This is a genomic window from Hymenobacter perfusus, assembly GCF_003944765.1.
GTDB lineage: Bacteria > Bacteroidota > Bacteroidia > Cytophagales > Hymenobacteraceae > Hymenobacter > Hymenobacter perfusus.
The window spans coordinates 355,147-367,825 of sequence record NZ_RWIU01000004.1 but is presented as its reverse complement, the minus strand read 5'-3'; the positions used below and the strand labels follow the sequence as shown (position 1 = coordinate 367,825).

General features: G+C 58.6%; 10 protein-coding genes, 1 tRNA gene and 1 pseudogene. 5 read left to right on the top strand and 7 right to left on the bottom strand.

The genetic code is table 11. The features are described from left to right. Positions 1 to 31: 31 nt before the first annotated feature. Positions 32 to 529, bottom strand: a complete 498-nt coding sequence (locus EI293_RS13875) for a regulatory protein RecX (protein ID WP_125438827.1) — start codon at positions 527 to 529, stop codon at positions 32 to 34. A gap of 253 nt (positions 530 to 782) precedes the next feature. Between EI293_RS13875 and EI293_RS13870 the strand changes: the two genes are divergently transcribed. Then, the gene (locus tag EI293_RS13870; protein ID WP_125438826.1) at positions 783 to 3,428 is read left to right on the top strand and encodes a DUF5686 and carboxypeptidase regulatory-like domain-containing protein; all 2,646 of its coding nucleotides are present in this window, start codon (positions 783 to 785) and stop codon (positions 3,426 to 3,428) included. A gap of 69 nt (positions 3,429 to 3,497) precedes the next feature. Here EI293_RS13870 and EI293_RS13865 read toward each other — a convergent pair whose 3' ends face one another. Both EI293_RS13865 and EI293_RS13860 read right to left on the bottom strand, forming a co-directional pair. Further along, positions 3,498 to 3,779 carry a DUF4834 family protein gene (locus EI293_RS13865; RefSeq protein ID WP_125438824.1) on the bottom strand — a complete coding sequence of 94 codons (282 nt, stop codon included), beginning with the start codon at positions 3,777 to 3,779 and terminating at the stop codon, positions 3,498 to 3,500. 24 nt (positions 3,780 to 3,803) lie between these two features. Further along, entirely contained in the window at positions 3,804 to 4,556 is a 753-nt protein-coding gene (locus EI293_RS13860; RefSeq protein ID WP_125438823.1) for an FkbM family methyltransferase, read from the bottom strand. A gap of 133 nt (positions 4,557 to 4,689) precedes the next feature. On the opposite strand from EI293_RS13860, the gene EI293_RS13855 reads away from it, so the two are divergent. Continuing rightward, positions 4,690 to 4,762: transfer RNA gene (locus EI293_RS13855), tRNA-Thr, on the top strand. Positions 4,763 to 4,877: 115 nt separating this feature from the next. Here the strand turns inward: EI293_RS13855 and EI293_RS13850 are convergent. Further along, a complete protein-coding gene (locus EI293_RS13850) occupies positions 4,878 to 5,357 on the bottom strand; it encodes a hypothetical protein (RefSeq protein ID WP_125438822.1) in 480 nt (159 codons plus the stop codon). A gap of 239 nt (positions 5,358 to 5,596) precedes the next feature. Between EI293_RS13850 and EI293_RS13845 the strand changes: the two genes are divergently transcribed. After that, the gene (locus EI293_RS13845; protein ID WP_125438820.1) at positions 5,597 to 6,355 is read left to right on the top strand and encodes an SDR family NAD(P)-dependent oxidoreductase; all 759 of its coding nucleotides are present in this window, start codon (positions 5,597 to 5,599) and stop codon (positions 6,353 to 6,355) included. Between the two features lie 194 nt (positions 6,356 to 6,549). Here the strand turns inward: EI293_RS13845 and EI293_RS13840 are convergent, their stop codons facing one another. Beyond that, a complete protein-coding gene (locus EI293_RS13840; protein ID WP_125438819.1) occupies positions 6,550 to 6,915 on the bottom strand; it encodes a hypothetical protein in 366 nt (121 codons plus the stop codon). Between the two features lie 316 nt (positions 6,916 to 7,231). Between EI293_RS13840 and EI293_RS13835 the strand changes: the two genes are divergently transcribed. Together EI293_RS13835 and EI293_RS22580 are read left to right on the top strand one after the other, a co-directional pair. Continuing rightward, positions 7,232 to 7,831, top strand: coding sequence for a C40 family peptidase (locus EI293_RS13835; RefSeq protein ID WP_125438817.1), 600 nt, complete (start codon positions 7,232 to 7,234; stop codon positions 7,829 to 7,831). A 159-nt stretch (positions 7,832 to 7,990) separates the two neighbouring features. After that, a pseudogene (locus tag EI293_RS22580) lies at positions 7,991 to 8,344 on the top strand (YkvA family protein); the annotation flags it as partial. A gap of 405 nt (positions 8,345 to 8,749) precedes the next feature. Here EI293_RS22580 and EI293_RS13825 read toward each other — a convergent pair. Then, positions 8,750 to 9,022 (bottom strand): acyl carrier protein, encoded by a 273-nt coding sequence (locus tag EI293_RS13825; RefSeq protein WP_125438815.1) that lies wholly within the window; start codon positions 9,020 to 9,022, stop codon positions 8,750 to 8,752. A gap of 174 nt (positions 9,023 to 9,196) precedes the next feature. Further along, positions 9,197 to 12,676 carry an efflux RND transporter permease subunit gene (locus tag EI293_RS13820; protein ID WP_125438813.1) on the bottom strand — a complete coding sequence of 1,160 codons (3,480 nt, stop codon included), beginning with the start codon at positions 12,674 to 12,676 and terminating at the stop codon, positions 9,197 to 9,199. Positions 12,677 to 12,679 lie beyond the last annotated feature (3 nt).

The following is a 12,679-nucleotide window of genomic DNA, read 5'->3' as shown; positions in this document are numbered from 1 at the left end:
ACGGCTTCCAGCCACCGGACCGATGGGGCGGCTATTCCTCGTCTTCCATCGTTTTGCCCAGGTCTTCGAGAGCCATTTTGATCAGGTCCTGCTCGTAGCCTTTGCCCATCAGGTACACCTGAATCTTCTGGCGACGCTTGCCGGGGTGGCTTTCCTTTTCCTGCCGGTCTTTCTTCTCGAGCAGATCCACCAGGTTCTGATAGTACTCGTCGCCGTCGATTTCCTTCATGCCGACTTTGATGCAGTACTCCGAAATACCTTTCTGCTTCAGTTCCTGCATAATGCGGCGGCGGCCCCACTTCTTGCGCACATGGCCCCGCACGAACGTCTGGGCGTAACGCTCCTCATCCAGAAAGTTCTCCCGGCTCAGCCGGATGATAATTTCACCGGCTTCGTCTTCGTCGAGGCCGTACTCGCGCAGCTTGGCTTCCACTTCCTTCTGGTTGCGGTCCTGGTAGGTGCAGAAGGCGGCTATTTTCTGGAGGGCTTCGGTGGGAGTATAGAACTTCTTTTTGGCGGGCTGCATCATAACGCGTAGCGAAACAGGGAAAGGAATGGCGGGCGAAACCGCTTACGCAGAACACCACGCCCGGCAAAATAACTCAATAAGCCGGCCTTGTATTGACTTCCGCCTGACAACAAGCCACATACCAGCGCAGCGCCTAGGGCTGGAACCCTGTTCCCGTTATGGCTGAGGCTTGGTTTCGGCAAAAACTACTCTGCAGGCAACCGCCGGCCGCCGGATTTCCTCTTACTTGCAGCACCTCATTTACCTATCGGTTATGTTCAGTTCCTGCATGCGCGTTGGCGCGGTATTATTGCTGTTTTTACTGAGTCTGGCGGGACCGGCCCGCGCCGGCATCGTGCGGGGCCGCATTATCAGCACCAAGGGCGAAGGACTGGCTTTTGCCAACGTGGCCGTACGCGGCACCTCTATCAGCACAGCCTCCAATGAGCAGGGAAATTACCAGCTGCGGCTGGCGGCCGGCACCTACGAGCTGGTGTTTCAGTACGTCGGCTTCAAGCCCCACCTGGAAACCATCCGGGTAGCGGGCGGCGACACGGCCACCACCCTGAACGTAACGCTCAACCCCGAAAGCTACCAGCTGCGCGAAGTGGTAGTGCGCTCCACCGATAAGGACCCCGCCTATACCATTGTGCAGCAGGCCATGCAGTGGCGGCGCTACCATCAGCGGGAGGTGGCGGCCTTCAAAGCCCGCACCTACGTGAAGGTGCTGGGCCGCTTCACCGACGTACCGGGCAAGATTCTGGGACTGGTGAAAGTGGGTCCCGATTTCAAGCCGGGCATCTTCTACCTCTCCGAATCGGTGTCGGAAATGAACTTCCGCCAGCCCAACGTAGTGCAGGAGCGCATGATATCCTCCCGCATCAGCGGCGACGCCAAGGGCATCAGCTTCAACCGGGCCAGCGCCGGCCGGGGCCTGAACTTCTACCAGAACGTGCTGAAAAGCGGGTTTTCGGAACGCGGCTTCGTGTCGCCGATTGCCGCCAACGCGCCGCTGTTTTACCGCTACGAGCTGGAGGGCACTACCAAACAGGGCAGCCTGCTCATCCACAAAATCAAGGTAACGCCCCGCCGCCGCACCGATCCGGTATTCACGGGCCACATCTACATCGTGGACGGCACCTGGCGGCTGCACTCAGTCAGCCTCGACCTGAGCAAAGACGCCCAGCTGGATTACGTGGAAAACCTGCACATCGAGCAGATTTTCGCGCCCGCCCCCGGCCTTACCGATGTGTGGGTGATGCAGAGCCAGAAGGTGACAATGGGCTTCACGGCCTTCGGGTTTAAGGGCAACGGCTTCGTGACGGCGGTGCTATCAAACTACCAGGTTACGCCCACCTACCCCAACCGCCCCGCCCCTACCACGCCCCCGCCCGCCACCACCACCCCCGACGATGCGCCCGTGACCCGCGAAACAGTAGCTCAGGTGAAAAAGCAGAAGCCCAAGCTGGATGGCCTCAGCCAGGCAGTGCGCAAGCAGAGCCGGCAGGCAGCCACCCGCGACACGAGCGGGCTGGGCCTGAGCCAGCTGAAGCGCGGCGAGGTGATGCTGGTGGAAAAGGGCGTGAACGAGCGGGATACAGCCTACTGGGCCACCATCCGGCCGGTACCACTCACCGAGGAGGAGCAGAAGGATTACCTGGTGAAAGACAGCACGGAGGTTATCCGCAACTCCCGGCCCTACCAGGATTCGCTGGACCGCAAGCGCAATGAGCTGGGTTTTGGCGAGCTGCTGCTCACGGGCTACATCCACAACAACACCTTCCGCAAGCGCCAGTGGTCAGTAGATCCGGTGTTCAACATCATCAACTACAACACCGTGGAAGGGCTGGTCATCAACCCCCAGGCCACCTATACCCAGCGCACCGAGGACCGCCGGATGTGGTCGGTGACGCCGAGCCTGCGCTACGGCTTCAGCAACCGGCTGCTGAGCCCGAGCGTGGTGGCCAGCTGGCAGCTGGACGCCGTGAAGGTTTCCCGCCTGACCATCCGGGCCGGCCGTACCATCGAGAACTTCGACTCCCGCAGCCAGCTCACGCCCTTCATAAATACCTACTACACCCTCTTCGAGAACCGCAACTACGCCAAGCTCTACCGCCGCGACGGCCTGGGCCTGGGCTACGAGTGGGAGCCGCTGAACGGCCTCACGGTGCAGGCCTCCGGCAGCTACCGGGTGCGCCGGGAGCTGGAAAACACCACCATCAAGCTGATTACTGACCGGGCCGGCCGGGCCTTTACGCCCAACCAGCCCGTAAATGCCGAGCGCCCCGACGGCACGCGCTTCGGCCGCAGCGAGGCCCTGACCACCGAACTCACGGCCTATTATCTGCCGGGTCAGCGCTACATCACCCGCCCCAACGGCAAGGTAAACCTGGGCTCCAAGTACCCTACCTTTTCGCTCACCTGGCGGCAGGGCATTGGGGGCGTGCTGGGCTCCGATGTACGCTACACGCTGTTGGAAGCCGGCCTGCGCCAGTCTGTGAGCCTGGGCCTGCTGGGCACCAGCAGCTACCAAGTGGCCGCCGGCGTCTTCCCGGGTCAGCCCCGGCTCAGCTTCATGGACTTCCGCCACTTCAGCGGCAACCGCACCTACCTGACGGAAGATTTCACCAAGTTTCAGTTGCTGGACTACTACCGTTTCAGCACCGCCGATAAGTTTCTGGAAGCCCACTACAACCACCATTTCAACGGCTTCCTGCTGAACAAAATTCCGCTGTTGCGCCGCCTGCACTGGCAGGAAGTCGCCTCGCTGAACTACCTCACCACGCCCACCGCCAACCACTACCTGGAGCTGGGCGTGGGCGTAGAGCACGTTTTCAAAGTACTGCGGGCCGATTTCTACACCAGCTTCCAGTCGGGCCAGCGCGCCGGCACGGGCCTGCGGGTAGGCATTGGGTTTTAAAAAAAGTCAAGGAGAGAAAATCAAAGCCCTACCATCCCAGGCTTTGATTTTCTCTCCTTGACTTTTGGTTTACTTCACTTCCTCGAAATCCACGTAGTCGCCGCCTTTGAATTCTTTGGGCTTCTTCGGTTTCTCGCGGGGCGGCACGTAATCAACGTGGACTTCGCCGGGCGCGGCGGAGGTGGCGCGGGCGGCAGGCCGGGCCGGGGCCTCAAAAGGGTTAGCCCCGAATTGCTGCCCGAACTGCCGGGCCTGCTTCTTGAGCAGATGCTTCACGACCAGCCGTATGACCAGCGGCAGCACATACCGCATCACGAGCCCGAAGAGCAGAAGAACAAGCAAAAATTTCATTAGCAGAAAATGGGGCAGACGAGCTTACGCCACGGGTTGAAAGTAAAAATCGGCCGTAACGGCACTTTCCAGCTGGGCCGCCGTGCAGGGTACCAGTTCAGAACGTGCCGACAGCACAAATGGTTTATAGCCCAGCTCAGCCAGTAAACCGGCCACGGCGCGCCGGTTTTCCAGCCCGTTCAGCTCCGTCTGAATGAGTGGGTGGAAGCGTTGCAGGGTGGCCCGCATGTGGCGGAATACCTCGTACTCGAAGCCCTCTACATCACACTTCACGAAGTCCAGCCGGGTCAAGTCCCGGAAAAGCTCATCGGGCACGCGCATAGGCACCTCGTAGGTGCGGGCGTAGTGTTCAGCAGGGTTGCTGGCGGCTACTTTGGTCATGCCGTGGTGCAGCAGGCCGTTGCGCTCGGGCGTGCCCATCTGCACGGTGGTATTCTCGCCGCCCAGCGCGTACGGTAGCAGCGTAAGGTTCTGGTGGCCGCTCAGGCGCACGTTATCCTGCCAGATAGCCTGAAAATCCGGAATCGGCTCCACGGCCAGCACAGTACCACCAGCGCCCACCAGCCTGGACAGCGCTACTGAGTAATAGCCCAGGTTGGCCCCGATATCTATACAGACGAAGCCAGGTTTTATCAGCTGCTCAAGAAAAAACAGCTCCGGATACTTTTTCCGGCCCCACCCCGCGCCTACCAGCCGCAGATACACCCGACTCACCAACCGAATGTACCGCTCAAATCCGAGCGTGCTGACCAGCAGCTTGCGTAGTTGTTTCATCATAACTCTGCAAAGATGCCGGAAACCGCCGGAACGCCGCACCCCAACTCTTCACGAAAAAAAACGCCAGGCCCTTGCACGTTGTTCGCTCAGCTTTCTATCTTTGCTGCCCCAGCGGGTCCGCCGCACGGGAAATGCCTGTTTAGCTCAGCTGGTAGAGCAGCTCATTCGTAATGAGCAGGTCGTTGGTTCGAGTCCAATAACAGGCTCAAAAGCCCCGCTTCTTCAGAGAAGCGGGGCTTTTTCATTTTACCATACAGCACAAAAGGCAGCCGAATCTGATTCGGCTGCCTTTTGTGCTGTATGGTAAAATGACCGGTTAGCTTACAGGTCAGTAGCGTAGTCGTCTTCGCCGTAGCTGCGGGTAGCCCCACGGTACACCGATTCGTTGGAGTTTTTCCAAGTGGTGTCTTCGTCTTTGCTGCTACGGTAGGTCTGGCCTTTCGGGGCACTGCTCTTTGAGCGCAAAGCCAGCCAGCTTAAACCGCTTACCAACAGCGCGCCACCTACTACTTTCTGCGTGGGCGTGAGCCGGTTCACCTGATCCACGGCTTTCGTACCGAGGTCTTTGGCTTTGGAGCTGATATCTTTTACCTGCTGGGAGAGCTGATTTACATCGATATTTTTCAGCCACTGCTGCTGGTCTAGCCACGACTTCTGCTGACCATCCTGACGGGTGGCTACCGACCGGGTGTTCTCGGTCGAATCGTTCTGTTCCGACGAGCCGGATACTTCGCTGGCGGGCGTGAAGGTGATGTGCTTATGGGCTGGAGCGCCGGGCTGATGTGATTTTTGCGTGCTCATGGGAGTTGCGTTACGTGATAGGGAGATAGTGAACCGTCAGAAAGCCAGTTCCCTCCCCTATTCGTGAAAAGCCGCTGGAAGGTTACTACTCAGTTACCTAAATCTGCATAACCGGACGCAAAAGCGAAAAGATACGCATCTGGCTCGGACAGGCTAACCGCTTTAAACTGACGGCAACCTAAACATCCGGTTGAGCTGCCCGTTTGGATGGTTACTCATCTCCCCTAATATTTCTTCTGATGCCTTTTACCCCCGTTACCGAATCCGCCAAACGCTTTCAGAATAAAGTGTGCCTTGTGACGGGCGCCACCTCCGGTATTGGCCGGGCTGTGGCCGTACGGATGGCCCGCGAGGGTGGCCGCGTGGCCGTGCTGGGCCGCGACGCCGATGAAGGCAAGAAAACCGTGGATACCATTACCAAAGCCGGTGGCGAGGCCTTCTTCATCCGTACCGATGTGGGCAAGGACAGCCAGCTGGTGCGCGCCGTGGAGCGCACGGTGAAAGAATGGGGCCGCATTGATGTGCTCATCAACAACGCTGGCATGATGACCTTCGACCCTATCCAGAAACTGGCCCCCAAAGCTTGGGACGAGCTGATGGACGTGAATCTGCGGCCCTTGTTCCGACTGACCCAGCTATGCTTGGCCCACATGAAGCATGGGGCCATTGTGGCCGTCAGTTCCGTGCACGCCCAGCAGACCACCGCCAACGTGGTACCCTACGCCGCCAGCAAAGGGGCTACAGAAGCCTTCGTGCGGGGCCTCAGCCAGGAAATCCCCCATACCCATGCCCGCATCAATGCCGTGGCACCCGGGGCCGTGGATACGCCCATGCTCTGGAGCAACCCCAACGTGAAAAGCGGCAAGGAGAAAATTACCGGGCAGGTAGGCACCACCGAGGAGCTGGCCGCAGTCATCTGCTTCGTAGCCTCCCCGGAGGCCAGCTTCATCAACGGCACCACCCTGGTAGCCGACGGCGGCCGGCTGGCCGCGCTGTAAGTGGTGAAATTGTGAGTTTGCCGTTCAGGTAGCGCAAGCGGCGTGAACAGCGCGGTAGAACTCAGCTTAAACAACACCTACTAACTATAAATAAAAGCCCTGTTGGGGCGACGCTGACCGTTTAACGGCCAACATCGCCCCAACAGGGCTTTTTCTATCCTATTCGCTTCACTTGCGCTACCTGAAAGGTTAACTCACAATTTCCCCTTCGGCGTAGGGTGGCGCTCTAAGACGGTAGGAAGCGGGCGGCCTTGAGCGTAGAGGTGGGCGTCGCGCTCGGCGGCTTCGCGGGCGGCTACCTCAAACGGTATGTTGAAGTAGCCGTGCCGCATCCAGTCGCGCAGGTAGCGGGCCAGGAACCCCAGACGCCCGAATTCCTGAAACTGCCGGATGTGTTCCATCTCGTGAGCGACCCAGAACGGGTCGCGCAGAAACTGCTCCCGGCTCACACCGCTCAGGTGAATGCTTCGGCCCAGCACCATGGCCACATTGGGCGCGCCCAGCTTGAGGCGGGCCAGCCGCGCGAAAGGCGAATTTTCAACGATACGAGGCAGTTGCATAGGCAGAAAAAAAGCAGGCAGAAGTATACGCCTCCGATTCCGAAGCAGTTAACTTTTTGAGTATGATTTTTTCAAAAATCAGCTGCACCATTAGAAGAACTTATGCCGAAGTGGGCACGAAACCTTGGTGCTTCCAAAAATTTAGGGTTAGCTTTAACCACTGGCCGTCGTCTTAGCTACTAAGTTCGGCGACTCAGAAGGTTCGTTTCATCACGTTTTTGTCATCCGGATTTCCGGTTGCCTATTGGTCAAAAAGAAGCACGCACAACGTTGCCGGCCCGCCTCCGGCAGCGCATCCTCCCTCCCACGACGGACAATGAAAAACAGCATTCTGTATTGCCTCGCCGCGGCCTCGATGGTCCTGTCTTTTTTCTTCGAAAAAAATCCTGCTGCCAATTCCGCTTCGCCTCTGGCCACCACGCAGCAAGCTTCTCTGCTCAGCACCTTGTTCTCAGGGGAAGAGGAAACCCGCCTGCTTACCGCCTCCGACTCGGTAGCATACGATAAAGTAGCGCATCGGCTAGGCATTGAAGCCAGCTATACGGAAGATAAGTCATTGCTGGAAACCGTGGTATCGTGGTTGGGTACTCCTTACCGCTACGGCAGCAACAGCAAAAGCGGCACCGACTGCTCCGGGTTTGTGACCCGCGTATTCAAAGAGGCGTATGGCATAACCCTGCAACGCAGTTCCCGCTCCATGTTCACCAGCGTGAAACATGTGCAGAAGGACGCAATGCAGACTGGCGACCTAGTATTTTTCCGTCGGGGTCCGGGCCAGCCCATCTACCACGTTGGTATTTACCTGAAAGATGGCAAATTTGCCCACTCTGCCTGCGGCGGTGGCGTCATGGTAAGTTCTTTGAATCAAGCCTACTACAGCCGCAATTTTTACGCGGCCGGTCGCGTGGAGCGGTAGACCACTGGTTTTTGCAGTTCGAAACGCCTCGTTTTCACAAACGGGGCGTTTTTGTTTTTTTCTGCGACCTTCGGCCCGAAAACTATTTTGCTGAAATGGCGGTATAGCCCACAGCAAGACGCGCTATCCGGTCTACCTCTTTCTCTCCCTCCGCACATTATGGACAAGCAAATTCCCAAAGGTGAGGACATAGCCTCCTCCCCGATTTTTAAGAAGTTCGTCGGTAAGGCCGAAGAATACATTAAGAAGCCTACGCGCATGAAGCAGCTGCTGAATGACGCCTACACCAAAGCAAGCGACAAAAAGGATGTTGGCTCTATTGCGCACGAAGCCTGGGAAACCCTCCAGACGATGCTGCGGCTGGTTCGCACATCCGTTTCGGGTGAATACACAGGCCTACCCACTTCCACGATAGTAGCGGCGGTAGCCGTTACCATCTACTTCCTGAGCCCTATCGACCTGATTCCAGACTTTATTCCGGTGCTGGGCCTACTGGATGACGTGGCCCTGGTGGCTTGGTTCAGTACCACCATCAAGGACGAGATGGACAAGTTTCTGGAATGGGAAAAGACCCGTCCTAGCTTGGTAACGGACTCGCGCGTAACCGAAGATAAAGCTGCGGCTACCCCTGTTTTCGCCAACGTAGATGCTCCGGCCGCTCACAACCCTACCGGTAAAAAGGCCGATGATCTGAGCAGCGCCACCGAGGTAGGCAACACGACTGACAGCAGCCGGGAGCCTAGTTCGTCTGCGGCCAACCTCCCCGAGGGTGGTGATGCCGGCGGAAACGTGCGCTAATAACCCTTCCGTACCCAATCAGAAGGAAGCCCCGAGGAGGCAGCCGCACTAGGTGCGCTGCCTCCTCGGGGCTTTTTGCAGAGTAAAAAGACCAAGTAGCCTTTTTGGCTACTGTTGCCGCTAGGCGGCCTGTTGCCGGGCGGGCGTGTGCGACACCACGTATTTCACGAAGTCACCCACCGTTGCTAGGGGTACTTCATCGGGAATGGTGATGTGGAAATTCCGTTCCAGCTCCAGAATGATATCCACTACATCCACGGTATCGAAGCCAAACTCGCGGCTCAGGTCGGTACCGATACGCAGGCGTTTAGCCTTGATGGCCTTCCGCTTGCTGATGATGCGCAGCACCTGCTGCTGAATTGTTTTAGGGGCGGTAGTCGTCAGGATAACCATACGAGAAACGACAGGGTACGAGAGAGAAAAAGCGAGCAAGCATGGCCGGCTCCGGTACTGGCCCGCCCGTTCGGGCGGAGGAGTATTTCGAAAGCCGAAATGGTTGCAAGCCACGTAAGAAAAAAGCAACGGCCGGGCCACCGCGTACAGCGGCCCGGCTATTGCGGCAGCTGTTTAGTGCGTGAGCACCGGCGGCCGGGCGGCCTCCACCTCTTCGGCGTCAGCTATGGCGGCGGGTTCAGGCGTGCCTTTCAGACGCAGCTTCAGACTCTCGCTCAGCAGGTACATCACGGGTACTACGACCAGCGTGATGCCGGTGGCAAACACCAGCCCGAAGATGATGGTCCAGGCCAGCGGGCCCCAGAACACAACCGACTCACCACCGATGAAGAAGTGGGCGTGGCCGCTGGCGAACAGCTCGTAGAAGTCGATGTTCAGGCCAATGGCCAGCGGAATCAGGCCCAGCGTGGCGGCCGTAGCCGTCAGGATTACCGGGTTGAGGCGGGTGCGGCCGGCCAGCACAATGGCTTCGCGCAGCGGCATGCCCTGCGCCCGTAGAATGTCCATGAACTCGACCAGCAGAATCCCGTTTTTCACCACGATACCGGCCAGGGCGATGATACCAACCCCGGTCATTACGATGCTGACGTTCTGGCCCGTGATGGCCAGCCCCCAGAATACGCCGGCAATGGAGAACAGCACTTCCGACAGGATGATAACCGGCTTGCTGAACGAGTTGAACTGCGTTACCAGAATCAGGAAGATGAGGCCCAGCGCCCCGATGCCGGCCATGGGCAGGAAGTCGGTGGTTTCCTTCTGGTCTTCTTCGGCCCCGCCCATTTTGATGGTGTAGCCGGCCGGCGTGGGGAAGGACTGCAGGGCCGTGCGGATGTTGGCTACCACATCAGGGCCGGTGTAGCCGTTGAGCACGTTGGAGCTGATGGTGATGACGCGCTTGGTGTCCTTGCGCCGGATGCCGCCGTAGGTGCTGCCGTAGGTTACCTGGGCAATGGACGAAATAGGCACTTGGCGTACGGCGCCGGTAGCGTCGCGGAACGTGAGCGGGGAATTGATGATGGCGTCCACGTCGTTGCGGTAAGGCTTGGCGTAGCGCACCTGCACGGGGTATTCGTCGTCGGAGGTTTTGAATTTGCTGGCCTCCGAGCCGTAGATGGCCGTGCGCACTTCCAGGCCAATCTGGCCGGTGCTGATACCTTCCCGGTTGGCGCGGGTGCGGTCGATGTTCACGGCAATTTCGGGGTTGCGGTCTTCCAGGTTGGAGCGCAACGCTTCCACGCCGCCAATGTTGAGCGAATCAACGTAGCGGGTCACCTTCTTGCTGAGCTTGGCCAGCGTGGGGTAGTCGTCGCCAATCACCTCAATAGCAATGGGCTTAGCTTGGGGCGGGCCGCTGGCTTCCTGGTCCACCGAAATTTCGGCGCCGGGAATGCCTTTCACCGCCTCCCGGATTTTATCCATGTAGGTGCCGGTAGTCGGGCCGGTCCGGTCGCTGAGCTCCTTGAAGGCCACGGCCACCTTGCCCATGTTCGACATGGCCGTGCCACTCGACGAGGACGCGTCGCTCGGGTCGCCGGCACCAATGGCCACGTTGGTAATCACCGATTCCACATCGGGGTTCTGGCGGCCGATAACGCCGTAGATGCGGTTTTCCAGCACTTTGGTGATGGAGTCGGTGATTTCGACGCGGGTACCCACCGGCATTTTCAGGTAGGTATAAATGAATTTCGGGTCGCCTTTCGGGAAGAAGTCCACCTTCGGGCCGCGCATACCCACGGCCACGAACGAGCCGATGAACAGCACCACCACGCTAATCATCACCAGGGCCGGGTGGTTGATGGACCAGCGCACCAGGCTGGCGTAGCCGTTCTGGAACTTGGGCAAAGCGCGGGTCTGGAACCAGGCAATCATCTTCACCAGCACAAACTTGTCGAGCAGGATGAAGCCGGCCAGGGCCAGGCAGACGTTGCCGATGAAGTGGCCAATCAGACCGCTGGTTTTGCCATCGACCCCAACTTCGGGCGTAGCACCCAGGGCCAGCACGTTAAACAGGATACCCAGCACTACCAGTACGCCCACGGCAATTTTCAGGCCTTTGCTCAGTTTGGGCTTGCTGTGCAGGTCTTCCTCGAAGTGCTCCTCGCGCTCCATGAAGCTCACGGCAAACACCGGATTCATGATGAAGGCCACCACCAGCGACGACATCAGGGTGATGATGAGCGTAACGGGCAGGTAGTACATGAACGAGCCCACAATACCGGGCCAGAACATCAGCGGCACGAAGGGAGCTACGGTGGTGAGCGTACCGGCCAGTACCGGCACGAATACCTCACCAGCCGCGAATTTGGCGGCCTTTTCGGTGCTCAGCTCGGGGTGCTCGTGCAGCAGGCGGTGAGTGTTTTCGATGACCACAATGGCGTCGTCCACCACAATGCCCAGCGCCAGCAGGAAGGCGAAGAGCACAATCATGTTCAGCGAGAAATCGAAGCCCGGAATAATCAGGAAGGCCAGGAACATCGAAATCGGCACGGAGAGGCCCACAAACATGGCGTTGGTGGTGCCCATGAAGAACAGCAGAATGGCCGTTACCAGCAGGAAGCCGATAACGATGGTGTTGATCAGGTCGTGGAGCGTTACGCGGGTGTCGTTGGAGCTGTCCCCGGTGATGGTCACCTTTAGCTCTTTGGGCAGCGTTTTCTCGGACTCAGCTACCAGCGCCTTGATTTTGTCGGAGGCGTCAATCAGGTTTTCGCCCTGGCGCTTCACCACGTTCAGGGTAATGGCGGGCTTGCCATCGAGGCGGGCGTAGGATTCCCGGTCCTTGAACCCGTCTTCCACGGTAGCAATGTCGCCGAGGCGCACGGCCGCGCCGTTGAGGTTCTTCACCTGGATGTCGGCAATATCTTCGGCGCGCACGTACTGGCCGGCCACGCGCACGGCCCGCTTCTGGGAGCCTACGTCGACGGAGCCGCCCGAAATGGTCACGTTTTCGCGGGCAATGGCGTTGCTAATATCCGAGAAGCCCAGGCGCGAGGCGCGCAGCTTGTTCAGGTCCACATCCACGTTCACCTGCTGATCGAGGGCACCTACGATGTCCACGCGGGTAATTTCGGGCAGGGCCTCAATCTTATCCTGGAAGTCGTCGGCGTACTTTTTGAGCTGCACGGCGGGCAAGTTGCCGCTCAGGTTCACGAACATGATGGGCTGCTCCGAGATGTTGATTTCCTTCACCGTAGGCGGCGAGGGCAAATCGTTGGGCAACTCGGGCGCGGCCTTGTCCACGGCGTCCTTCACCAGCTGCTTGGCGTACTGCACGTCCACGTTCGAGTTGAACTCGATGTCGACGATACAGTAGTCCTGGTTGGAGGTGGAGTTGATTTTCTTCACCCCGTTCACGCTTTTCAGCTCCTTTTCGAGCTGGCGCGTCACCAGGTTTTCGATATCCGCCGGCGAAGTGCCGGGGTAAATAGTGGCCACGATGATGCGCGGAATCACGATGTCGGGGAATTTCTCCTTGCCCAGCTTGATGTAGGCAAAAATCCCCGCCACGCACAGCAGCACCGTGATAATGTAGATGCTGGTTTTGTTGTTAATCGACCAACTGGTCGGCCCAAACTCTTTCTCTAGATCCTGCATGTT

Excerpts from the sequence above, each read along its gene's own strand:
- EI293_RS13875 (WP_125438827.1), bottom strand. The coding sequence starts at position 529 with ATGATGCAGCCCGCCAAAAAGAAGTTCTATACTCCCACCGAAGCCCTC.
- EI293_RS13870 (WP_125438826.1), top strand. The coding sequence starts at position 783 with ATGTTCAGTTCCTGCATGCGCGTTGGCGCGGTATTATTGCTGTTTTTA.
- EI293_RS13865 (WP_125438824.1), bottom strand. The coding sequence starts at position 3,779 with ATGAAATTTTTGCTTGTTCTTCTGCTCTTCGGGCTCGTGATGCGGTAT.
- EI293_RS13860 (WP_125438823.1), bottom strand. The coding sequence starts at position 4,556 with ATGATGAAACAACTACGCAAGCTGCTGGTCAGCACGCTCGGATTTGAG.
- EI293_RS13850 (WP_125438822.1), bottom strand. The coding sequence starts at position 5,357 with ATGAGCACGCAAAAATCACATCAGCCCGGCGCTCCAGCCCATAAGCAC.
- EI293_RS13845 (WP_125438820.1), top strand. The coding sequence starts at position 5,597 with ATGCCTTTTACCCCCGTTACCGAATCCGCCAAACGCTTTCAGAATAAA.
- EI293_RS13840 (WP_125438819.1), bottom strand. The coding sequence starts at position 6,915 with ATGCAACTGCCTCGTATCGTTGAAAATTCGCCTTTCGCGCGGCTGGCC.
- EI293_RS13835 (WP_125438817.1), top strand. The coding sequence starts at position 7,232 with ATGAAAAACAGCATTCTGTATTGCCTCGCCGCGGCCTCGATGGTCCTG.
- EI293_RS13825 (WP_125438815.1), bottom strand. The coding sequence starts at position 9,022 with ATGGTTATCCTGACGACTACCGCCCCTAAAACAATTCAGCAGCAGGTG.
- EI293_RS13820 (WP_125438813.1), bottom strand. The coding sequence starts at position 12,676 with ATGCAGGATCTAGAGAAAGAGTTTGGGCCGACCAGTTGGTCGATTAAC.